Annotated in this window: 19 protein-coding genes; 15 read left to right on the forward strand and 4 right to left on the reverse strand. The window is 38.1% G+C overall.

The window, feature by feature from the left end:
- Positions 1–153: 153 nt before the first annotated feature.
- The 3 genes from CO726_RS08565 to cls all read right to left on the reverse strand — a co-directional run bounded on the left by CO726_RS08565 (position 154) and on the right by cls (position 5136).
- On the reverse strand, positions 154–2832 hold the full coding sequence (locus CO726_RS08565) for a DUF4084 domain-containing protein (RefSeq protein ID WP_099683980.1): 2679 nt from the start codon (positions 2830–2832) through the stop codon (positions 154–156).
- 124 nt (positions 2833–2956) lie between these two features.
- Positions 2957–3910, reverse strand: coding sequence for a UV DNA damage repair endonuclease UvsE (gene uvsE, locus CO726_RS08570; protein ID WP_099683981.1), 954 nt, complete (start codon positions 3908–3910; stop codon positions 2957–2959).
- Between the two features lie 32 nt (positions 3911–3942).
- On the reverse strand, positions 3943–5136 hold the full coding sequence (gene cls / locus CO726_RS08575) for a cardiolipin synthase (protein WP_099683982.1): 1194 nt from the start codon (positions 5134–5136) through the stop codon (positions 3943–3945).
- 307 nt (positions 5137–5443) lie between these two features.
- On the opposite strand from cls, the gene CO726_RS08580 reads away from it, so the two are divergent.
- The 8 genes from CO726_RS08580 (at position 5444) to pyrG (ending at position 15352) form a co-directional block, all read left to right on the forward strand.
- Positions 5444–7555, forward strand: a complete 2112-nt coding sequence (locus tag CO726_RS08580) for a (Fe-S)-binding protein (protein WP_097950872.1) — start codon at positions 5444–5446, stop codon at positions 7553–7555.
- A gap of 9 nt (positions 7556–7564) precedes the next feature.
- Positions 7565–8848, forward strand: a complete 1284-nt coding sequence (locus CO726_RS08585; protein WP_136699479.1) for an acetyl-CoA C-acetyltransferase — start codon at positions 7565–7567, stop codon at positions 8846–8848.
- A 49-nt stretch (positions 8849–8897) separates the two neighbouring features.
- A complete protein-coding gene (locus tag CO726_RS08590) occupies positions 8898–9749 on the forward strand; it encodes a 3-hydroxybutyryl-CoA dehydrogenase (RefSeq protein WP_071757850.1) in 852 nt (283 codons plus the stop codon).
- 72 nt (positions 9750–9821) lie between these two features.
- Positions 9822–10952 (forward strand): acyl-CoA dehydrogenase, encoded by a 1131-nt coding sequence (locus CO726_RS08595; protein ID WP_099683983.1) that lies wholly within the window; start codon positions 9822–9824, stop codon positions 10950–10952.
- 21 nt (positions 10953–10973) lie between these two features.
- On the forward strand, positions 10974–12113 hold the full coding sequence (gene acdA / locus CO726_RS08600) for an acyl-CoA dehydrogenase AcdA (protein WP_099683984.1): 1140 nt from the start codon (positions 10974–10976) through the stop codon (positions 12111–12113).
- A gap of 66 nt (positions 12114–12179) precedes the next feature.
- A complete protein-coding gene (locus tag CO726_RS08605) occupies positions 12180–12809 on the forward strand; it encodes a TetR/AcrR family transcriptional regulator (RefSeq protein ID WP_098759088.1) in 630 nt (209 codons plus the stop codon).
- Positions 12810–12962: 153 nt separating this feature from the next.
- Positions 12963–13487 carry a DNA-directed RNA polymerase subunit delta gene (gene rpoE / locus CO726_RS08610; RefSeq protein WP_098759089.1) on the forward strand — a complete coding sequence of 175 codons (525 nt, stop codon included), beginning with the start codon at positions 12963–12965 and terminating at the stop codon, positions 13485–13487.
- A gap of 257 nt (positions 13488–13744) precedes the next feature.
- Complete coding sequence (gene pyrG, locus CO726_RS08615) at positions 13745–15352, forward strand: CTP synthase (RefSeq protein ID WP_099683985.1); 1608 nt, start codon at positions 13745–13747, stop codon at positions 15350–15352.
- A 31-nt stretch (positions 15353–15383) separates the two neighbouring features.
- Here the strand turns inward: pyrG and CO726_RS08620 are convergent, their stop codons facing one another.
- A complete protein-coding gene (locus tag CO726_RS08620; protein WP_098762544.1) occupies positions 15384–15908 on the reverse strand; it encodes a DUF2529 domain-containing protein in 525 nt (174 codons plus the stop codon).
- A gap of 201 nt (positions 15909–16109) precedes the next feature.
- Between CO726_RS08620 and spo0F the strand changes: the two genes are divergently transcribed.
- The 7 genes from spo0F (at position 16110) to CO726_RS08660 (ending at position 23254) form a co-directional block, all read left to right on the forward strand.
- Complete coding sequence (gene spo0F / locus CO726_RS08625) at positions 16110–16478, forward strand: sporulation initiation phosphotransferase Spo0F (RefSeq protein WP_000398594.1); 369 nt, start codon at positions 16110–16112, stop codon at positions 16476–16478.
- Between the two features lie 210 nt (positions 16479–16688).
- The gene (locus CO726_RS08630) at positions 16689–17546 is read left to right on the forward strand and encodes a class II fructose-bisphosphate aldolase (RefSeq protein WP_001131847.1); all 858 of its coding nucleotides are present in this window, start codon (positions 16689–16691) and stop codon (positions 17544–17546) included.
- 331 nt (positions 17547–17877) lie between these two features.
- On the forward strand, positions 17878–19167 hold the full coding sequence (gene murA, locus CO726_RS08635) for a UDP-N-acetylglucosamine 1-carboxyvinyltransferase (protein WP_099683986.1): 1290 nt from the start codon (positions 17878–17880) through the stop codon (positions 19165–19167).
- Positions 19168–19283: 116 nt separating this feature from the next.
- The gene (gene glpX / locus CO726_RS08640) at positions 19284–20249 is read left to right on the forward strand and encodes a class II fructose-bisphosphatase (protein ID WP_000442334.1); all 966 of its coding nucleotides are present in this window, start codon (positions 19284–19286) and stop codon (positions 20247–20249) included.
- Between the two features lie 273 nt (positions 20250–20522).
- The gene (gene rho, locus CO726_RS08645) at positions 20523–21794 is read left to right on the forward strand and encodes a transcription termination factor Rho (protein ID WP_001053899.1); all 1272 of its coding nucleotides are present in this window, start codon (positions 20523–20525) and stop codon (positions 21792–21794) included.
- 518 nt (positions 21795–22312) lie between these two features.
- Entirely contained in the window at positions 22313–22558 is a 246-nt protein-coding gene (locus tag CO726_RS08655) for a type B 50S ribosomal protein L31 (protein WP_000643433.1), read from the forward strand.
- Between the two features lie 108 nt (positions 22559–22666).
- A complete protein-coding gene (locus CO726_RS08660) occupies positions 22667–23254 on the forward strand; it encodes a thymidine kinase (RefSeq protein ID WP_099683987.1) in 588 nt (195 codons plus the stop codon).
- Positions 23255–23492: the final 238 nt, after the last annotated feature.

The following is a 23492-nucleotide window of genomic DNA, read 5'->3' on the forward strand; positions in this document are numbered from 1 at the left end:
TTTGTGTAATCTCAAGATTTTGTTGATTATAAAACATAAAAACGCCTCCTTTCTTTTTATTCTTCTAGAAAAGGAGACATTTTTAAAGTGTTTTATTTAAAAATTGTATTGACAGAGTTGTTTTTCAACACTCTGAAAAAACAACCGTCTTACTTAGACGGTTGTTTTTTTGTGGAGTAACATCCAAACGTCTTTACTAGAAACAGGTTTGCTAATAAAGAATCCTTGAATGTGGTCACAGTTTTGCTCATATAAAAACTTCCATTGTTCTTCGGTCTCTACACCTTCTGCAATAACTTCTAAATGTAGTTCTTTTGATAGTGTAATAATGGAAGAAATAATCGCTTCCTCTAAAGGGCTAGTTGTAATTCCGCAAATAAATTCTCGAGCAATTTTTAATGTGTTAATTGGATATTTTGTTAAATAAGCTAAAGAACTATAACCAGTTCCAAAGTCATCAATTGAAATTTGAATACCGAGATTTTGAAGCTGTTCTAGTTTGGAAACAACAGATTGATTTTGATTAATCGCGATACTTTCTGTAATTTCGATATCTAGTGCTTCTGGTTTTAGTTCTGTTTCTTCTAACACTTTTGAAATAGTAGGGATTAAATCTGCATGGTTAAATTGAACAACAGATAAATTCACACCAACTTTCAAGTGAGAAAAACCTTGATTATGCCATCTTTTTGCCTCTAAACAAGCAGTGCGTAAAATCCAATTTCCAAGTTCAATAATAAATCCGGTTTCCTCCGCTAGAGGAATGAATTGGGCAGGAGACACGATGCCGAGTTTTGGGTGCTTCCAACGAATCAATGCTTCAAAACCAATTATTTTTTTTGTTTTTGTGCTTACTTGTGGCTGGTATTCAAGGAAAAATTCATTTTGTTGTAATGCTTTAGAAAGTTCACCTTCTAAAAATTCAATCTCATTTTGTGCGATACTCATTTCTTTTGAGAAGAAAACAAATCTGTTTTTTCCATTTGCTTTCGCTCGATACATAGCCATATCAGCATTTTTCATTAATTCTGTTACATCTGTTCCACAATCAGGGTACATGGCAATTCCGATACTTGGTGTAATAGACAGTTCTTCATCTTTAATGAAGAATGGTTTGTTTAAAATATTTAAAATCTGTTCAGCTATAAAAGCCGCACTTTTTTCTGAGTACATATCTGGTAATAGAATTGTAAACTCATCTCCGCCTTGGCGAGCAACGACATCCTTTGAACGTAAGCAACCGCGTAACCTTTTTGCTACTTCCATTAATAATAAGTCTCCGACGTCATGACCAAGTCTATCGTTAATTTTTTTGAATCGATCTAAATCAAGGAACATGACGGCAACATCATTTGCGCTAGTTTGAGCTGTATTTAAAATATTTTTTAAATCTTTTTCAAACTTTCGGCGATTTGGTAATCCAGTAAGTGCGTCATGAAAGGCTAAATGTTCTACTTGCTTTTGTTTTTCGTATAAAGTTGTAATGTCACGTGCTATACCGAACATCCCAACAACTGCTTTGTTTATGAAGATAGGGATGAGCGTAATATGAAGGTAGTAGTAGTAACCTTCTTTTTCTTTTGTGCGAACTTCTAAAGTTTGTGGTCTACCTTCTTTCGTTATTTGTAAAGCTTTCTTTAGTAGATCATGATCTTTTGAGTCAATAAAGTGTAAAAGGGAATAGCTTTCTACTTCACAATAGTAGGCAGTAAATAAGCTTTCACAAGCTGTATTAGATTGTTGGAAAATACCATCCATATTTAAAGAGAAAACAGCATCGGGATGATCTTCGAATAAAGATTTATAGCGCTGTTCACTTTTTGATAACGCAGATGCACCTTCTTCTACTTTTCCCTCTAGTTGTGTAGTCAATTGCTCATACGTATCAATTAGAGCTTGATTATCTTTCCACATATAAAGTTGTCGTAGGAATAATAAGATGAGTGATAATACGAGACCGATTAACATGAACTTATCATCCCAAGGTTGAAAGACAATAAAAGAAAAAGTAATAATTATACTAAAATAAGGTAATATAAAGCGCACATAATCAAATCGATAATACTTTGTTTTCGTTTCATGCTGTATTGGTTTATCCAAAATGTATAGTATGGACGATAAACCAATTAATAAAATCGAAGTAGTATGTATTAAGTAATAGACTTCAGAAGAAGTTTCCATTCCTGCGTTTAATTGAAACAGATGTATATATCCGTACACAAGTATGATAGTAAAGCCAATAATTAATGAAATTCTGCTAGAAGAATATTCTTCTCTTCTATATAGGCTAATAACGGCATAAATTACTAATGATTGTGCAATAAAGTATCCAATTAAAACCCAGGTATCTGTTGTTAACATACGAAAGCTTGAAAGATCCAAAATAAAAGTTAAAGTAAAATAAATATTCATAATAACAATAAAGATGCTATCAAAGGAAAATTGAGCAAGGCCTCTAATAGAGTAATGTTTTACGAACTTTATAGCAAAGCCAGAAAAGAGCAAAATGTATTGTACGATGAAAAAGGGCAACGCTTTATATGAGAATATAACTTGGTCATATATAGAAAGTGAATGAAGAAATAAAGTTATCTCCATTGTTAATCCACATAGGCAAGTGCATAGTATTAAAACCCAAAATAGTTTGTCACCGTACTTCATTTTCTTAATTGTTTTATATAGGCAATAGCAAGAAAAGAGTGTAGCGAAAAAAAACAAGAAAATAATTCCAAGTTCTTTTATATTCAAATTTTTAGGAATAAGAAATATCCAAAGAGAAAATATAATTATATATATCATGACAAATTGTACATATTTTTTTTGATTAATCATATTATGACTCCGTTTCAATAAAGTTAAATCACAGGGGGAAATGCTAATTCCAATAATAGCATATAAAATAGGGTGTTTTTTACTATAAAAAGTTACTTTTAAAAAAAAAGCGTAATTTTACAATTCACCATTGTAACGTTACGCTTTTTATCCTTTTTATTCCTCTTATAGAAGATAATTCGCTTATTAATTGTAACATTGCTAAATCTTTTTGTTTACTTTCAATCATAATATCGAAATTATGATTGATTTTTTTTGCAATGTGTAAGAAAGGTTTAATAAACTCTAAATCAATATATTCAGCGTGAGCTCTAAATTCTTTTTTTGATTTAGGGGAGGAGATGTGAACTTTAGGAGGGATATTTGTATGTGACCAAGTTTCAAAAATTGCAGGAAGTAACTCTTCTAGCGGTTCCTCGCAAAGGTTTGCCATGTGATGATGATAATCAAATACGAATGGAATCTTTTCTTTTTGGCAAATAGATAAAGTTTCTGCGGTTGTGTATGTTTTATCATCGTTTTCGAGAGTCATTTGTTTTTTTATATGTGGAGGAAGTCTTTTTATGTTTTCATGGAAACGTTCAATTGCTTTTTCTTTATTTCCATAGGCTCCACCGACATGAATGTTAATGTAAGAAGTATCTGCAATTCCTATTGCATCTAATACTTTATAATGATAGGTCATATCTGTAATAGCGTTAGTTGTAATATGTGGTTTATCACTTGTAAATAGCGTAAATTGATTTGGATGAAAACTTACTCGTAAATTATGTTCTTTAATTAATGCTCCAATCTTAAGCCAAAGTGGTGCAAGTGCCCCGATATAATCAAATTCGACTTCGGGGTGTGTTGCAAGTGGGACAATGGAAGACGACATGCGATATAACGGAATTTCATGCGCTATATTGTAATGAAGAATACGTATTGTATGCTCAAGATTCTGCCTTGTAACATCGTACAATTTATTTTCTCGTTCTTGTTTACTGAGTTTTTTAAAGCTTGTGAATGTCATCGTTTTGGCAGGGGAACAGTCCCAAAGTGCCATTGCATGTGAGACATATCCGAACCGCATAATCATATGTAATCCACCCCTTTTATTCATTATTTTTCTTATAAGAAGAAAGAAAGTATCGTTCCTATCCATTCTTTTCCTCTATCAATAGGAGAAAGGGGGCTAACATCTTTAAAGGAAAGTAACGATGAGTTTTCTAGATCTTCATGGAATTTGTTTTTTACTATTTGTATAAAATGTTTATCATATAAAATGCAGTTGATTTCATGGTTAATATATAAACTTCTCATATCAAAGTTTGCAGTTCCGATATCACAAATATAATCGTCCGCTATAATAACTTTAGCGTGAAAAAAACCTTGTTGAAATGCGTAAATATTACACCCGGCTTGTATTAACTTTCGGCAATATGGGAATTTCGCTTCTCGAACAAGGGCATGATCAGCTTTTTCTGGAACGAGAATCGTAATTTGAACCCCACGTTTGCGTGCGTTTAATAATGCGTTCATAATTTCTTTTCCAGGAATGAAATATGGTGTACCGATAAAGAGTTCCTTTTTTGCCCCTTCAATTAAATGTAAAAAGGTATGTTGTAAATATGCACCATCAGTCGGAATAAATTGATGTTGGATAGTACCCGGTTGCTGTTTCAGAAAATAAAGAGAAGCACCCAATAAATTTTGGTTTGTATCATCAAACCAGTCATGTAAAAATTGTTTTTGTAAATCTTGTACTCCTTCGCCTGTAAGACGTAAATGATAGTCTCTCCATAATCCTAATCGTTCATTATGTCCCAAATACTCTTCACCAATATTAAATCCTCCGATATAACCAATTTTCCCGTCAATGACTGTAATTTTTCTATGGTTTCTTTGATTTGCAGAGAAGAAAGGAAAAGGAAACTTTACTTTGTGACAAAATGAAAAAGAGACACCATGTTTTTGCAGGGAGCGAATTGCCTCATTTGATAAATGGTGGCTTCCCAATCGATCGAGTAAAAGTCTTACTTCAATTCCTTCCTTTGCCTTATCGATAAGTAACTTTAAAAATTCACGACTGATTTTATCGTTTTTTACAATGAAGAATAAAACGTGCACATGGTGTTTCGCCTGTTTTATATCAGTAAATAGGGCGTCATACAAATCTTTTCCGTATGTATAAAGGTGAAAATCACTTTGACGTAAAGGGAAAGAACGAGAACGTACACGCTTTAAATGAACAATTCTCCCATAAGAAAGATCGATTACAATCCAGAGAGCACTGCCTATTAACAAGAGAGATAAGAAGAACATGAGTAAATTCCCTCCTTCACGGTCTTTTCACCATCAGTTTTTTATAAATCAAACTTTCGTTTTATTCCGTTACTTGCGGGCTAATAATGAGTAGGGAATGAACAGCTTCTTACTCATTAAAGTTTCACTTTATAGTTTCACCGAAATAAACATTTTTATGAAAAAATATGTTGTTGTATAACAAAAAACTGTTGACTGAATGCTCACTCATTATATAATGAAGGTAGGGGATAAAATTCAGAAAATTATATGTTTTTGAAGATTCTAAAAAAGAAAGAGGGCTTACAAAGAGAGGGGTAGCATAAAAATGAATAGCTTATTGATCATTAATTGGCTGGCTGCCATTGCTGTTATTGCTTATGCGGGATATTTGTTTGTGTATCTTATACGAACGAGGATGGCCTACATACAGTTAGGAAAAAAGATTGAATTTGACCGTCGTTTTAAAGAGCGTTGGGATCTCCTTAAGGTCAATGTTTTCGGTCAGAAAAAGCTGCTGAAAGATAAGAAGAGCGGCATTATTCACGTTATGTTCTTTTACGGATTTATTCTTGTCCAATTTGGAGCAATTGACTTCGTTTGGAAAGGACTCGCACCAGGATCACATCTTCCACTTGGACCACTATACCCTGCATTTACATTCTTCCAGGAAATTGTCACACTTGTTATTTTAATTGCAGTCTTTTGGGCTTTTCATAGACGTTATGTTGAGAAGCTAGTTCGTTTAAAACGTAATTTCAAATCAGGCCTTGTTCTTATCTTTATTGGTGGCTTAATGATTTCTGTGCTACTCGGTAATGGAATGGGAATTATATGGCACGGCGAGGAGCTTTCATGGAGTGAACCAATCGCTTCTGCAATCGCTTACGTTTTCTCGGGGATAAATGAAACCGTAGCCATTTCTGTGTTCTATTTCTCTTGGTGGGTGCATCTACTAATTTTGTTAACGTTTTTAGTTTATGTTCCACAATCAAAACACGCGCATTTAATTGCGGGACCAGCTAACGTATTCTTCGGTCGTCTTTCAAATCCAGGGAAACTTGAAAAGATTGACTTTGAGGATGAAACACAAGAAACATTTGGTGTCGGTAAAATCGAAGATTTTAGACAAAATCAGCTTATCGATTTATACGCTTGCGTAGAATGTGGTCGTTGTACAAATATGTGCCCGGCAACAGGTACAGGAAAAATGTTATCGCCGATGGATTTAATTTTAAAACTTCGCGATCATTTAACTGATAAAGGAGCAGCAGTAACATCAAAAGCACCGTGGGTTCCAGTCGTTGCTTTTAATAATACACAAGGAAATCAGTTAGCGATGATGGCAGCTGGGAAAGGGCAACAAGAATCAGCAGCTACAACGCTCGCTTACGATCCGAGTTTAATCGGAGATGTTATTACAGAAGAAGAGATTTGGGCTTGTACAACGTGCCGTAACTGTGAAGACCAGTGTCCAGTTATGAATGAGCATGTTGACAAAATTATTGATTTACGCCGCTACCTTGTTTTAACAGAAGGAAAGATGGACGCAGAAGCGCAGCGTGCGATGACAAATATCGAACGTCAAGGGAATCCGTGGGGGCTAAACCGTAAAGAGCGTGAAACGTGGCGCCAAGGCGATGATGAAGTAACGGTGCCAACTGTAAAAGAAAAATCGAAAGCTGGTGAGGAGTTCGAATATTTATTCTGGGTTGGTTCGATGGGATCATACGACAATCGTAGTCAGAAGATTGCGATATCGTTTGCGAAGTTAATGAACGAAGCAGGCATTTCATTCGCGATTCTTGGTAATAAAGAAAAGAACTCTGGGGATACGCCACGTCGTCTTGGAAATGAATTTGTCTTCCAAGAGATGGCGACAAAAAATATCGAGGAATTTGAAAAAGCAGGAGTAAAGAAAATCGTTACGATCGATCCTCACGCTTATAACACATTTAAAAATGAGTATCCAGACTTTGGCTTGCAAGCAGAAGTCTATCATCATACAGAATTGTTAGCTCAGTGGGTGAAAGAAGGACGCTTAAAACCTGTTCATGCTATTGAGGAAACAGTTACGTACCATGATTCCTGTTACTTAGGAAGATACAACGAAGTATACGAAGCACCACGCGATATTTTGAAAGCGATTCCTGGTGTGAACCTTGTAGAAATGGCACGTAACCGTGAAACGGGAATGTGCTGTGGCGCAGGTGGCGGCTTAATGTGGATGGAGGAGACAGCAGGCTCTCGTATTAACGTTGCTCGTACAGAACAAGCACTAGCTGTGCAACCATCCATTATCGGTACAGGTTGTCCATATTGCTTAACGATGATCAGTGATGGAACGAAAGCAAAAGAGGTAGAAGAGAAAGTTCAAACTCTTGATGTGACAGAGATTTTAGAACGATCTGTTATCGGACAGAAAAAAGAAGCGATGTAGTTTATAAGAATGTATACAACTTTAGAAAGAGGTGCAATGATTGCACCTCTTCTCAACGTAGGAATACCGAGCGAGCGCTCAGTGTTAAAAAATGAAATGGGGGAAAGAAACATGAGTAAAACAGTTATTTTAAGTGCTGCAAGAACACCAGTTGGAAAATTTGGAGGATCTTTGAAAGATGTAAAAGCGACGGAACTTGGAGGAATTGCAATTAAAGCAGCGCTTGAAAGAGCAAATGTGGCGGCTAGTGATGTTGAAGAAGTTATATTTGGAACGGTTATTCAAGGTGGACAGGGACAAATTCCATCGCGCCAAGCTGCGAGGGCTGCTGGAATCCCTTGGGAAGTGCAGACGGAAACAGTGAATAAAGTTTGTGCATCAGGACTTCGTGCGGTTACGTTAGCGGATCAGATTATTCGTACTGGCGATCAATCACTGATTGTAGCTGGCGGTATGGAGTCGATGAGTAACAGTCCTTACATTTTACGCGGAGCAAGATGGGGATACAGAATGGGCAACAACGAAGTTATTGATTTAAACGTTGCTGACGGTTTAACATGCGCATTTTCAGGTACACACATGGGTGTTTATGGCGGAGAAGTAGCTAAGGAAGATGGAATTTCTCGCGAAGCACAAGATGAATGGGCATATCGTAGCCATCAGCGTGCGGTTTCAGCGCATAAAGAAGGACGTTTTGAAGAGGAAATTGTGCCAGTAACGATCCCGCAAAGAAAAGGCGATCCTATTGTCGTTGCAAAGGATGAGGCGCCACGTGAAGATACAACGATTGAAAAGTTAGCAAAGTTAAAACCTGTATTTGATAAGACAGCGGCGGTGACAGCTGGTAATGCGCCAGGACTAAACGATGGTGGTGCTGCACTTGTATTAATGAGCGAAGACAGAGCGAAGCAAGAAGGAAGAAAGCCATTAGCGACAATTTTGGCGCATACAGCAATTGCAGTGGAATCTAAAGATTTCCCAAGAACGCCAGGTTATGCAATTAACGCATTGTTGAAAAAAACAGGCAAGACAATTGAAGACATTGATTTATTCGAGATTAATGAAGCATTTGCAGCGGTAGCAATTGCAAGTACAGAAATTGCAGGAATTGACCCAGAGAAATTGAATGTAAATGGCGGCGCAGTGGCGATGGGACATCCAATTGGAGCAAGTGGAGCGCGTATTATCGTTACACTGATTCATGCACTGAAGCAGCGCGGCGGCGGAATTGGAATTGCTTCTATTTGTAGCGGTGGCGGTCAAGGCGATGCAGTGATGATTGAAGTTCACTAATTAAGATTAGAAGGTATATAGTTCATTAAAAATTAAGGGGGAAGAAGAAATGAGTGTACAAAAAATTGTTGTAATTGGTGCGGGACAAATGGGATCGGGAATCGCGCAAGTATGTGCAATGGCAGGATATGATGTGAAGGTACAAGATTTAAAACAAGAGCAATTAGATAGAGGATTGGCTATCATTACGAAAAACTTAGCGCGCCAAGTAGAAAAAGGACGTATGAAGGAAGAAGAGAAAGAAGCAACGTTAAATCGTCTTACAGTAACGCTTGATTTAGATTGTGTAAAGGAAGCGGATCTTATTATTGAAGCAGCTGTTGAGAAAATGGATATTAAAAAGAAAATCTTTGCGAATCTAGATGAAATCGCTCCAGAACACGCAATTTTAGCGACAAATACGTCATCTCTGCCAATTACAGAAATTGCAGCGGTAACGAAACGTCCGGAAAAGGTAATCGGTATGCACTTTATGAATCCCGTTCCGGTTATGAAGCTTGTTGAAATTATTCGTGGTTTGGCTACAGATGATGCGGTATATGAAACGATTGAAGATATTACGAAGAAAATTGGGAAAGTACCAGTTGAAGTAAATGATTTCCCAGGGTTTGTATCGAACCGTATTTTATTACCGATGATTAACGAAGCGATCTATACGTTATATGAAGGTGTAGCGACGAAAGAAGCGATTGATGAAGTAATGAAACTCGGTATGAATCACCCGATGGGCCCTTTAACGCTCGCTGATTTTATCGGTTTAGATACATGTTTATATATTATGGAAGTGTTGCATGAAGGTTTAGGTGATAGTAAATATCGCCCATGTCCATTACTACGTAAGTACGTAAATGCAGGATGGTTAGGACGTAAAACAGGTCGTGGTTTCTACGTTTACGAATAAATCCCCCTTTGTTACAAAATAGTGGTCTTACCAAATTATTTAAAGGATATATAGCAAATGGAGGCGGAGTATATGAACTTTCGTTTTAATGAAGAGCAGCAAATGATGAGGAAAATGGTTCGAGATTTTGCACAGAAGGAAATTGCTCCCTTTGTTCCTAGTATGGAACAAGGGGTGTTCCCAAAAGAGATTTTGCAGAAGATGGGTGAGCTTGGATTAATGGGAATTCCAGCGCCTGCAAAATACGGTGGGGCAGAGATGGATTTTATTTCTTACATTTTAGCGATTGAGGAAATTTCAAAGGTAAGCGCAACAGTTGGTGTAATTTTAGCTGTGCATACGTCAGTTGGAATGAACCCGATTTTATATTTTGGAACAGAAGAACAGAAGCAGAAATATGTTTCTAAACTTGCGACTGGTGAATATTTAGGTGCATTTGCATTAACAGAACCAAATGCAGGATCAGATGCAGGAAGTTTGAAATCAAGAGCTGTGAAGAAAGGCGATCATTATATTATTAATGGATCGAAAGTGTTCATTACAAATGGCGGTGAAGCAAGTACATATATTGTATTCGCTTCTACAAATCCAGAGGCAGGAAAAAGTGGGATTTCTGCATTTATAGTAGAGAAAGATACACCGGGCTTAATTATCGGCAAAGACGAGCATAAAATGGGACTTCTCGGTTCTCGCACAGTACAACTTACGTTCGAAGATATGAAAGTGCCGGCTGAGAATTTACTTGGTGAAGAAGGACAAGGATTTAAGGTAGCGATGGCGAATTTAGATGTTGGACGAATTGGAATTGGTGCGCAGGCTTTAGGGATTGCTGAAGCGGCGCTTGCCTGTGCAATTGATTATGCAAAAGAACGAGAGCAATTCGGGAAGCCAATTGCGGCGCAGCAAGGGATTGGCTTCAAACTTGCAGATATGGCAACTAGTGTAGAAGCAGCGCGATTACTCGTATATAGAGCTGCATCGCTAAGAGCACAAGGATTACCATGCGGTAAAGAAGCATCTATTGCGAAATTATTTGCTTCTAAAACAGCAGTTGAAGTTGCGATTGAAGCGGTGCAAGTATTTGGTGGTTACGGTTATACGAAAGACTATCCAGTAGAAAGATTTTTCCGTGATGCGAAAATCACGCAAATATATGAAGGAACGAGTGAAATACAGAAACTTGTTATTAGTCGATCTTTATAAAAGAACAAGGAGGAGACGGGAATGCATTTTAAACTATCAGAAGAACATGAAATGATCCGAAAAATGGTTCGAGATTTTGCTAAGAACGAAGTAGCACCGACGGCAACTGAACGTGATGAAGAAGAGAGATTTGATCGTGCACTATTTGATCAAATGGCAGAGCTTGGTTTAACCGGCATTCCGTGGCCTGAAGAATACGGCGGAATTGGAAGCGATTACTTAGCTTATGTAATTGCCATTGAAGAATTATCACGCGTATGTGCTTCTACAGGTGTAACACTATCTGCGCATACTTCACTTGCTGGATGGCCGATTTTTAAATTTGGAACAGAAGAGCAAAAGCAGAAGTATTTACGACCGATGGCTGAAGGAACGAAAATTGGTGCATACGGCTTAACAGAGCCAGGATCTGGTTCGGATGCTGGTGGAATGAAGACGATCGCAAAAAGAGATGGAGACCATTACATTTTAAATGGATCGAAAATATTTATTACAAATGGCGGTATTGCCGATATTTATGTTGTTTTTGCTTTAACAGATCCTGAATCGAAGCAGCGCGGTACGAGCGCGTTTATTGTGGAAAGTGATACATCAGGATTTTCAGTTGGGAAGAAGGAAAGTAAGTTAGGGATTCGCTCTTCACCAACAACTGAAATTATGTTTGAAGATTGCCGTATTCCTGTAGAGAATTTACTCGGGGAAGAAGGACACGGGTTTAAGATAGCGATGCAAACATTAGATGGTGGTCGTAATGGTATTGCGGCACAAGCGGTCGGTATTGCACAAGGGGCTTTAGACGCTTCTGTAGAATATGCAAGAGAGCGTCATCAGTTTGGGAAGCCGATTGCAGCGCAGCAAGGGATTGGCTTTAAACTTGCAGATATGGCAACGGATGTGGAGGCGGCGCGTCTTCTAACATACCAAGCGGCTTGGCTTGAATCGGAAGGTCTTCCGTACGGGAAAGAGTCAGCGATGTCAAAAGTATTTGCAGGAGATACAGCGATGAAGGTGACGACGGAAGCGGTACAAGTATTTGGTGGTTACGGCTATACGAAAGATTATCCAGTAGAGCGTTATATGCGAGATGCAAAGATTACACAGATCTATGAAGGAACACAAGAGATTCAAAGGCTCGTAATTTCTCGTATGTTAACGAAGTAGGGTCAAAAGCGTAGGTATTTTCCTACGCTTTTTCCTTCCAAAAAATAATAGAGAGAGGTGAAGGGAATGGTTAAACATAATGTACAGGCATCCGTGAAAGATGAAAAATTAGTCGCATTAAGACGGGAACAAATGATTAAAGGTGCGGTGCAATTGTTTAAGCAAAAAGGATTTCCGCGTACAACAACAAGAGAGATTGCAAAGGCTGCTGGGTTTAGTATCGGAACACTTTATGAGTATATTCGCACAAAAGATGATGTTTTGTATTTAGTTTGTGATAGTATTTATGAACATGTAAAAGAAAGATTAGAGAAAGTAGTTTGTACAGAAAAAGGGAGTATAGAAAGTTTAAAGGTAGCAATAACGAATTACTTTAAAGTGATGGACGAATTGCAGGAAGAAGTATTAATAATGTATCAAGAGGTACGCTTTTTACCGAAGGAATCACTCCCGTACGTATTAGAAAAAGAGTTTCAAATGGTAGGAATGTTCGAGGACATTTTAGAACAATGTACGGAAAATGGAACATTTACATTAAATAAAAAAGAAATACAGCTTCTTGCACATAATATTTTTATACAAGGACAGATGTGGGGATTTAGACGTTGGGCGCTGCAAAAACTATATACGCTCGAAGAATATACAGAAATGCAAATTAGGTATGTGCTGCAAGGAGCCCATATGCTTCCGAAATAAGGAAGGGACAAATTATAATTTTATTGCTGTATAAAGTTTCCCGTTTTTTTTGTAGCATATTTGTGCGACTTTTGTTTATAATGAATAGTATGGATTTTTTTAAGCAGACCGTTATATATAAGGTTATATTTGATGAAAGGAAGTGCCGCATAAGTGAATTTTAAGCAATATTCACCAGAAGAGCTAAAAGAATGTTCAATGATTGAAGTTGTACATAGCGTTTTAGGGGATAAAAGACAAGCAACGACATTCAACGAGTTGGTTCAAGAAATCGCTCAAGTGCTGGGACTATCTCAAGAGCAAGTTAATGCGAAACTCGCACAATTTTATACAGACTTAAACATCGATGGACGTTTCATTAATTTAGGAGAAAATCGTTGGGGGCTACGCAGCTGGTACCCATATGAGCAAATTGATGAAGAAATCTTACCTCAACCAAAACCGAAGAAGAAACGTAAAGTTGAAGAAGACGGTTTTGACGACTACATTGAAGAAGATGAAGACTTCGACGATGCAGATGGAAATGAAGATGAAGATGTAGAAGATTTGGACAAGGTTCTTGAAGAAGAAGACGGAGACGACGATGATCTTGATGATTTAGATGAAGATGAAGATGATGACTTCGCTGAAGAAGAACTTGAGTACGATGAAACTGAAGAAGAAGAGGAAGAACTGTAGTTCTTGACTTTTCATTATCGTCCATGTAGAATCATTTTTGGGCTCTTTAAAAAAGGACGATAATACTTTTAAAGTGTAAATATAAAAGAAAATTGCTCCCTACTTATTACTTTATGTGATGAGGGGAGCAATTTTCTTTTTTGTTTTTTGTTTAGAAAATAAAAAGAGTCTAACAATAATATGGATACAGTGTTATCTACATACGTTGCGCTTTGCAACGGTGATTATATAACAGCAAAATAGAAGGGAGCTTTTTCATGACTAAGTATATTTTTGTAACAGGCGGTGTAGTATCGTCTTTAGGAAAAGGTATTACAGCAGCATCTCTTGGAAGACTTTTAAAAAATCGTGGTTTAAACGTAACGATTCAAAAGTTTGATCCATACATTAACGTAGACCCAGGGACTATGAGCCCATACCAACACGGTGAGGTATTCGTAACAGATGATGGTGCAGAAACTGACTTAGACCTTGGTCACTATGAGCGTTTCATCGACATCAACTTAAACAAATACAGCAACGTAACAACAGGTAAAATTTACTCTTCAGTTCTTCAAAAAGAGCGTCGTGGTGAATACCTAGGAGGAACAGTTCAAGTTATTCCTCACATTACTAACGAAATTAAAGAGCGCGTATACCGTTCTGGTCGCGAAACAAACGCGGATGTTGTTATTACAGAAATTGGTGGAACTGTTGGTGACATCGAGTCTCTACCATTCTTAGAAGCAATCCGTCAAATTAAGAGCGACATCGGTCGTGACAATGTAATGTACATTCACTGTACATTAATCCCGTACTTAAAAGCAGCGGGTGAAATGAAAACAAAACCAACGCAACATAGTGTAAAAGAGCTTCGCAGCTTAGGTATTCAACCAAACATTATCGTTGTTCGTACAGAAATGCCTGTTTCTCAAGATATGAAAGACAAGCTTGCATTATTCTGTGACATTGATACAAAAGCAGTTATCGAAGCACGCGATGCAGATACTTTATATGCGGTGCCATTATCTCTTCAAGAGCAAAATATGGACCAAATCGTTTGCGATCACTTAAAATTAGACAATCCAGCTGCAGATATGACAGAGTGGACTGCGCTAGTTGATAAAGTACGTAACCTTTCTAAGAAAACGAAAATCGCACTTGTTGGTAAATACGTAGAGCTTCAAGATGCATACATTTCTGTTGTAGAAGCACTTCGTCATGCGGGTTATTCATTCGACACAGATGTAGAAGTGAAATGGGTAAACGCTGAGCACGTAACAGCAGAGAATGTACAAGAATTAGTAGGAGACACAGATGGTATTCTTGTACCAGGTGGCTTCGGTGATCGTGGTGTAGAAGGTAAAATCGTTGCAATTCAATATGCTCGTGAAAATAAAGTTCCATTCCTAGGAATTTGCTTAGGTATGCAACTTGCATCAATCGAATTCGCACGTAACGTATTAGGATTAGAAGGAGCTAACTCTTCTGAAATTAATCCTGACACACCTTATGCAATCATTGACTTATTACCAGAACAAAAAGATGTAGAAGACTTAGGTGGTACACTTCGTCTTGGTCTATACCCATGTAAGCTTGCTGAAGAAACAAATGCATACAGTGCTTACAATGAGCCAGTTGTATATGAGCGTCATCGTCATCGTTATGAGTTCAATAATCAATTCCGTCCGGATATGGAAAAAGAAGGATTTGTATTCTCTGGTACAAGCCCAGATGGTCGTCTAGTTGAAATCATTGAATTAAAAGATCACCCTTGGTTCGTGGCAGCACAGTTCCACCCAGAACTAGTTTCTCGTCCAAACCGCCCACAACCATTGTTCCATGACTTCGTAAGAGCTTCTATTACGAATAAAGAGAGCAAGTAATAAAAAAAGCGCCTGAAATAGGGCGCTTTTTTTAATATTCATTTAACATTTCATCGATTGTAAATTTGATTCCGTGATATGCAAATAGAGCTATCATTAAGCTTGGGAATCCGTAGCGATTACCTTCATCGTCTGGAATAAGACCTTTTAACAGCTTTGTATCAATATGTACATCTGTATATTGTTCTAGTGATTCAGTACCTTCTTGAATAGCAGAGATGCCGACAATAGAGTGTCCATCTGCTTGAAGTTTTTTTGCTGTTGCTACAACTTCTTCATCTGTTGAAAAACGGCTAATAAGAAGTACACGATCTGCAGAAGTTACTTCTACTTCTTTACCATTTTCAAATAATCGTTTTGCTTGCTTCATTGGTTCAGCCCCGAACAGTGCTTCAGCAACAACGCCCTCCATTTCATTTGTACCATGTAGATAAATGAAACCTTCGCCAACTAATGCTTGAGCAAGTAGACGGGCGCTATCTTCTATATTCATTTCCTCTTTTTGAGAAACTCTGGAGAAATAACCACTTAATTGAGTTGAAAAAATTTTTAACATACTGTTACTCCCTTCGTACGTGTTTGCCGGCTTTCATTATAGTTCATTTTTTTAGAAAGGTGAAATCGAAAGGTGGCATAACAAAATAGGAAACGGTAAAATAAGAAAGAATAGGAAGGAATTTGCCAAAGAATAGCGAAAATAAATCGTTAAGATATAAGAAGCTTTAAATCTTGTATTTACACAGAAAGGTTGGGAGTTATGGAAGGTAAAATTTTAATCGTTGATGATCAATATGGCATTCGTGTGTTATTACATGAAGTGTTCCAAAAAGAAGGTTATCAGACATTCCAAGCAGCGAATGGATTTCAAGCTCTAGATATCGTGAAAAAAGATAATCCAGATTTAGTAGTGTTAGATATGAAAATTCCAGGCATGGATGGTATAGAGATTTTAAAGCATGTAAAGGAAATTGACGAGAGTATTAAAGTAATTTTAATGACTGCTTATGGAGAGCTTGATATGATCCAAGAAGCAAAAGATTTAGGTGCTTTAATGCATTTTGCGAAACCATTTGATATTGATGAAATTCGTCAAGCGGTGAGAAATGAGCTCGCTGTAGAGGCGTAAAAATGAAATTTTTATAAAAAATATGGAAAAAAGCGTTTACATGGACTGTTGAGCAGGTGAATACGGTTGAGTTTTTTAGTACAAGTTGTTATCCTATTGAGTGTAGAAAAAAGTCCGGTATGTAGATATACATATTTTACCTTATTCTGGTCATACTACCAGCGATAAGAACTTATCGGATACAAAAAACGTTTTTTAGGAGGATTCACCATGCCTTTAGTTTCTATGAAAGAAATGCTAAACAAAGCACTAGAAGGAAAATACGCAGTTGGTCAATTCAACATGAACAACTTAGAGTGGACTCAAGCTATCTTAGCTGCTGCGGAAGAAGAAAAATCTCCTGTAATCCTAGGTGTATCTGAGGGTGCAGCTCGTCATATGACTGGTTTCAAAACAGTTGTAGCAATGGTTAAAGCGTTAATCGAAGAAATGAACATCTCTGTTCCTGTAGCGATTCACCTTGACCATGGTTCAAGCTTCGAAAAATGTAAAGAAGCAATCGATGCAGGTTTCACATCTGTAATGATCGACGCTTCTCACCACCCATTCGAAGAAAACGTTGAAACTACTAAAAAAGTAGTAGAATATGCACACGCTCGTAACGTATCTGTTGAAGCTGAGCTTGGAACAGTTGGCGGACAAGAAGACGACGTAATCGCTGAAGGCGTAATTTACGCTGATCCTGCAGAGTGTAAGCACCTTGTTGAAGCAACAGGTATCGATTGCCTAGCTCCAGCTTTAGGTTCTGTACACGGTCCTTACAAAGGTGAGCCTAACTTAGGATTCGCTGAAATGGAACAAGTTCGTGACTTCACTGGCGTACCTTTAGTATTACACGGTGGTACTGGTATCCCAACTGCTGATATCGTAAAAGCTATCTCTTTAGGTACTTCAAAAATTAACGTAAACACTGAGAACCAAATCGAGTTTACAAAAGCTGTTCGTGAAGTATTAAACAAAGACCAAGAAGTTTACGATCCTCGTAAATTTATCGGACCTGGCCGCGACGCTATTAAAGCAACTGTTGCTGGTAAAATGCGTGAGTTCGGTTCTAACGGTAAAGCGTAAGAATAAAATTCCGTTTTGGAAACCGTCTAGTCTTTTAGACGGTTTCCTTTCGTTGTATAATGAAAGCGTGAACAAGTCTAAAGATTTTATCATTTTGTTTTTGAAATAGAAAATAATGTGCATAGTCCTATTAATAAATGTGATAACGTATCTAAATTGATAAAGTGAATTCGATGAATAGTTAATCTTTATCTTTTTGTATTATAGGAGAAATGAAGATAATGGGTTCCTATTTATCGAGTGTTAGGGTGGAAAGAGTGATTGAGATTCTTAAGGGGAGCTTTCTATAAAAATATAGAAAGTAAATACATTCACAAGAAGGGAGCTCAATATGGAAAAATTGCTAATTGAAGGCGGAAGAGCTTTAAATGGAACAATTCGCGTGAGTGGTGCAAAGAACAGCGCCGTTGCACTAATTCCAGCGACAATTTTAGCAGATACTCCAGTAACTATTGGTGGTGTCCCTAATATTTCGGACGTGAAAATGTTAGGAGACTTACTAGAGGAAATTGGAGGAAGAGTAACTTATGGACAGGAGGAAGAGATGGTAGTCGATCCTTCTAACATGGTTGCAATGCCTTTACCAAATGGAAAAGTGAAAAAATTGCGTGCTTCTTATTATTTAATGGGTGCGATGCTTGGCCGTTTTAAAAAAGCTGTTATTGGGCTTCCAGGTGGATGTCATTTAGGACCGAGGCCGATTGATCAGCATATTAAAGGGTTTGAAGCGTTAGGAGCACATGTTACAAATGAACAAGGTGCTATCTATTTAAGAGCAGATGAGTTACGCGGGGCACGTATTTATTTAGATGTTGTTAGTGTAGGAGCTACGATTAATATTATGCTAGCAGCTGTGCGAGCGAAAGGTAGAACTGTTATTGAAAACGCAGCGAAAGAACCAGAGATTATTGATGTAGCTACATTGTTAACGAGCATGGGTGCACGCATTAAAGGTGCTGGTACAGATGTAATTCGAATAGATGGTGTGGATTCACTGCACGGTTGTCACCATACTATCATTCCGGATCGTATTGAAGCGGGTACGTATATGATTTTAGGAGCTGCATCAGGAGGAGAAGTAACAGTTGATAATGTTATTCCTCAGCATTTAGAGTCAGTTACGGCGAAGTTAAGAGAAGCTGGTGTTCAAGTTGAAACGAACGATGACCAAATTACAGTGAACGGTAATGGAAGGTTAAAAGTAGTGGATATAAAAACACTTGTATATCCAGGTTTCCCAACAGATTTACAACAGCCGTTTACAACACTTTTAACAAAGGCGCACGGTACGGGAGTTGTTACAGATACAATTTATGGTGCACGTTTCAAACACATTGATGAATTACGTCGTATGAATGCGCAAATTAAAGTAGAAGGTCGTTCAGCTATTGTAACTGGTCCTGTTTTATTGCAAGGTGCAAAAGTGAAAGCGAGTGATTTACGAGCTGGAGCGGCCCTTATTATTGCAGGGTTAATGGCAGATGGAATTACAGAAGTAACCGGACTTGAGCATATCGATCGAGGTTATGAAAATATAGTAGACAAGCTTAAAGGGCTTGGTGCAAACATTTGGCGAGAACAAATGACAAAGCAGGAAATTGAAGAAATGAAGAACGCATAAGTGATACTTCCGCAAGGGGGAAGCGAAGCATCACTACTTGCGGAAGTACACTTTATAGAAAAACACGGTTCACAAAATACGGCAGAAATATAAAGGCTTAAAGGAGAGGGATTATCGTGGAAAGAAGTTTATCTATGGAGTTAGTACGTGTAACAGAGGCTGCAGCATTATCATCAGCGCGTTGGATGGGACGCGGGAAAAAGGATGAAGCAGACGGTGCAGCAACATCAGCTATGCGTGATGTATTTGATACAATTCCGATGAAAGGTACAGTTGTAATTGGTGAAGGTGAAATGGATGAAGCACCAATGCTATATATCGGAGAAAAATTAGGTACAGGATATGGTCCACGTGTAGACGTTGCGGTTGATCCTTTAGAAGGGACAAATATCGTGGCAGCTGGTGGATGGAATGCTCTTGCTGTTATTGCAATTGCAGATCATGGAAATTTGTTACATGCTCCTGACATGTACATGGATAAAATCGCGGTTGGCCCAGAAGCGGTTGGGGCGGTCGATATCGATGCGCCTATTATTGATAACCTACGTGCAGTTGCGAAAGCGAAAAATAAAGATATTGAAGATGTTGTAGCGACAGTTTTAAACCGTCCACGTCATCAAGCGATTATTGAAGAAATTCGTAAAGCTGGTGCTCGCATTAAATTGATTAATGATGGAGACGTAGCTGGCGCAATTAATACTGCATTTGATCGTACAGGTGTAGATATTTTATTCGGTTCTGGTGGTGCACCTGAGGGTGTATTAGCGGCAGTTGCATTAAAATGTTTAGGCGGCGAAATTCACGGGAAACTATTACCACAAAATGAAGCTGAATTGGCGCGTTGCAAAAAGATGGGCATAGACGACATCAACCGTATCCTTCGCATGGAGGACTTAGTAAAAGGTGATGATGCAATCTTTGCAGCAACAGGCGTAACAGACGGAGAACTATTACGCGGCGTTCAATTTAAAGGTAGCGTAGGAACAACACAATCTCTTGTTATGCGTGCAAAATCAGGCACAGTACGCTTCGTAGACGGACGTCATAGCTTGAATAAAAAACCGAACTTGGTTATTAAGTAAAAGGTGGAAGCGGCTCGCTCAGAATCGCAGGGCATTGGAGTTATCGGCCCTTCTAGCTGCTGAAACTAGATTAAATAAAAAGCGAAGACAAATTTTCTTGTCTTCGCTTCTTGTATTTGTGTTTCAACGTATTGATTAAAACTAGATAAAAGGGTTACAATAGTGAATATTACCCTACTTGAACTTATTGCCTTTCATTATTAATTATTTGCCTTCCGTATTTTTTCCCTTTACCCATGTGAAAAGAGAATAACGTTAAAGTGTGGTGTCTGAATGAATTTGTCAATTGCAGCATTAGAAAACATGAAATTAAAAGAGTTATACGAGCTTGCGAAAGAATTTAAGATTTCGTATTATAGCAAATTAACGAAAAAAGAGTTAATCTTCGCCATTTTGAAAGCTCGAGCAGAAAAAGAAGGTTTCTTCTTCATGGAAGGCGTATTAGAAATTATTCAATCAGAAGGATTTGGATTCCTACGTCCTATCAACTATTCTCCAAGCTCAGAAGATATTTATATCTCAGCTTCGCAAATTCGTCGTTTCGATTTACGTAATGGAGACAAAGTTTCTGGTAAAGTACGACCTCCGAAAGAAAATGAACGCTATTTTGGATTATTACAAGTTGAAGCTGTAAACGGAGATGATCCAGAGTCAGCAAAAGAGCGTGTGCATTTCCCTGCATTAACACCATTATACCCAGATCGCCAAATGAAGTTGGAAACGGAACCGAAAAAGTTACCGACACGCATCATGGATTTAATTGCACCAGTTGGATTTGGACAACGTGGTTTAATTGTCGCGCCTCCAAAGGCTGGTAAAACAAGTCTATTAAAAGAAATTGCACACAGTGTTACAACAAATCATCCGGAAGCTGAATTAATTGTACTTTTAATTGATGAGCGTCCAGAGGAAGTAACAGACATTGAACGTTCTGTTAAAGGAGATGTTGTAAGTTCTACTTTTGATGAAGTACCAGAAAATCATATTAAAGTAGCGGAACTTGTATTAGAACGTGCAATGCGTCTTGTAGAGCACAAAAAAGATGTTATCATTTTAATGGATAGTATTACCCGTTTAGCGCGAGCTTACAACCTTGTTATTCCGCCAAGTGGTAGAACATTATCGGGTGGTATCGATCCAGCTGCCTTCCATAGACCGAAGCGCTTCTTCGGAGCTGCGCGTAATATTGAAGAAGGCGGTAGCTTAACGATTTTAGCAACAGCGCTTGTTGATACAGGATCTCGTATGGACGATGTAATTTACGAAGAATTTAAAGGAACTGGAAATATGGAACTTCACTTAGATCGTTCATTAGCTGAGCGTCGTATCTTCCCGGCAATTGATATTCGCCGTTCTGGTACACGTAAAGAAGATCTATTAATTCCGAAAGAACATTTAGACAAGTTATGGGGTATTCGTAAAACAATGCGCGATACACCAGACTTTGTTGAAAGTTTCTTACGTAAACTTCGTCAAACAAAGACAAATGAAGAATTTTTACAAAACATTGTTGCAGATTCGAAAAGATATGTAACAACTAAGTAAAGGGAAAAGATTGGGACTCGCTTATTTTGTGGTAAGCGAGTTTTTTATGTTTTTTAGGTGATGTTAAAGAGAGATAAGTGGAAGAATCTCCGGTCATTTCGCTCTCTCGCATGAAGCAAAAAGCGCTTCAAGGTCGAGAGCTTGAAGTGTCCTGGATTCTTAAGTAATATCCAGTTCCGGTGGCTAGGTCTTCGCATCTAAGAACCTTTCGCCCGAAAGAACCTTAGTTGGTCAGAGCTGAGCGAGCCACCTCCACAGCTCCAGCGGCTAGAATGGTCGGTGGCTTCGCGTCTTCCTACGAGGCAAAAAGCGCCTCTATGTCAGAAGCTCCATCCCCCTCCCATTCTGAATGAGCCGCTTGCGCTTTTAAATTTAAAAAGACAAAAACAGGTAGTTGCAAAATGAAGTTAGCCTTGTTATAATTTCATCATATGTGTTTCATCAATATAGTTGTGTATGCAGCTGAAGATGAAAAACTCTGTTTCGAAAATGATTCAGGGCGGAAGGAGATGAAAAGAATGAAAGCAGGAATTCACCCAGATTACAAGAAAGTTGTATTCATGGACACAAACACAGGCTTCAAATTCTTAAGCGGATCTACTAAAGGATCTAACGAAACTGTTGAGTGGGAAGATGGTAACACTTATCCATTACTAAAAGTTGAGATCAGTTCTGATTCTCACCCATTCTACACTGGACGTCAGAAGTTTGCTACTGCAGACGGACGCGTTGACCGCTTCAATAAGAAATACGGTCTTAAGTAATAAAAACATAAAACAGGCAAGTGTATCTATTCGCTTGTCTGTTTTTTTTGCGAAAATATTATACCTTTACCCTACTTTTAACTAAAAAGTAGACGAAAGGAGAGCTTCATGTACTTAATAAATCAGAACGGTTGGATTGAAGTGATTTGCGGTAGTATGTTTTCTGGTAAATCAGAAGAGCTTATCCGCCGTGTGCGTCGTACGCAATTTGCGAAACAACATGCAATTGTATTTAAACCATGTATTGATAATCGCTATAGTGAAGAAGACGTTGTATCACATAACGGATTAAAGGTAAAAGCAGTTCCTGTTTCAGCTTCAAAAGATATATTTGAACATATCACTGAAGATATGGATGTAATTGCAATCGATGAGGTGCAATTCTTTGATGGGGACATTGTGGAAGTGGTGCAAGTATTGGCAAATCGTGGCTATCGTGTCATTGTAGCTGGTTTAGACCAAGATTTCCGTGGTCTACCATTTGGACAAGTTCCTCAGCTGATGGCGATTGCTGAACATGTAACAAAACTACAAGCAGTATGTTCTGCATGTGGATCTCCAGCAAGTCGTACACAACGATTAATTGATGGAGAACCAGCGGCATTTGATGATCCGATTATTTTAGTTGGGGCTTCAGAATCGTATGAACCACGCTGTCGTCATTGTCATGCAATTCCTACAAACAAAGATAAGTAAAACTCGCTATGTAGGGCGGGTTTTTTTCAGAATAGAGAGAATGAGTGGTGCAAGCCGCTTGCGCTTTTAAATGATATCTAGTTCCGGTGGCTAGCTCTTCGCATCTAAGAACCTTCCGCCCGAAAGGTAAAAAGCACCTTTAGGTCGGAAGAACCTTAGCTGGTCAGAGCTGGGCAAGCCACCTCCACTTTTAAATATAATTTGCGTTTTTTTGAGTAAGTACCATATACTATTTGTA

This window comes from Bacillus fungorum (assembly GCF_002746455.1).
GTDB lineage: Bacteria > Bacillota > Bacilli > Bacillales > Bacillaceae_G > Bacillus_A > Bacillus_A fungorum.

Coding starts and splice junctions, on each gene's coding strand:
- CO726_RS08565 (WP_099683980.1), bottom strand. CDS start 2,832: ATGATTAATCAAAAAAAATATGTACAATTTGTCATGATATATATAATT.
- uvsE (WP_099683981.1), bottom strand. CDS start 3,910: ATGATTATGCGGTTCGGATATGTCTCACATGCAATGGCACTTTGGGAC.
- cls (WP_099683982.1), bottom strand. CDS start 5,136: ATGTTCTTCTTATCTCTCTTGTTAATAGGCAGTGCTCTCTGGATTGTA.
- CO726_RS08580 (WP_097950872.1), top strand. CDS start 5,444: ATGAATAGCTTATTGATCATTAATTGGCTGGCTGCCATTGCTGTTATT.
- CO726_RS08585 (WP_136699479.1), top strand. CDS start 7,565: ATGTATACAACTTTAGAAAGAGGTGCAATGATTGCACCTCTTCTCAAC.
- CO726_RS08590 (WP_071757850.1), top strand. CDS start 8,898: ATGAGTGTACAAAAAATTGTTGTAATTGGTGCGGGACAAATGGGATCG.
- CO726_RS08595 (WP_099683983.1), top strand. CDS start 9,822: ATGAACTTTCGTTTTAATGAAGAGCAGCAAATGATGAGGAAAATGGTT.
- acdA (WP_099683984.1), top strand. CDS start 10,974: ATGCATTTTAAACTATCAGAAGAACATGAAATGATCCGAAAAATGGTT.
- CO726_RS08605 (WP_098759088.1), top strand. CDS start 12,180: ATGGTTAAACATAATGTACAGGCATCCGTGAAAGATGAAAAATTAGTC.
- pyrG (WP_099683985.1), top strand. CDS start 13,745: ATGACTAAGTATATTTTTGTAACAGGCGGTGTAGTATCGTCTTTAGGA.
- CO726_RS08620 (WP_098762544.1), bottom strand. CDS start 15,908: ATGTTAAAAATTTTTTCAACTCAATTAAGTGGTTATTTCTCCAGAGTT.
- spo0F (WP_000398594.1), top strand. CDS start 16,110: ATGGAAGGTAAAATTTTAATCGTTGATGATCAATATGGCATTCGTGTG.
- CO726_RS08630 (WP_001131847.1), top strand. CDS start 16,689: ATGCCTTTAGTTTCTATGAAAGAAATGCTAAACAAAGCACTAGAAGGA.
- murA (WP_099683986.1), top strand. CDS start 17,878: ATGGAAAAATTGCTAATTGAAGGCGGAAGAGCTTTAAATGGAACAATT.
- rho (WP_001053899.1), top strand. CDS start 20,523: ATGAATTTGTCAATTGCAGCATTAGAAAACATGAAATTAAAAGAGTTA.
- CO726_RS08655 (WP_000643433.1), top strand. CDS start 22,313: ATGAAAGCAGGAATTCACCCAGATTACAAGAAAGTTGTATTCATGGAC.
- CO726_RS08660 (WP_099683987.1), top strand. CDS start 22,667: ATGTACTTAATAAATCAGAACGGTTGGATTGAAGTGATTTGCGGTAGT.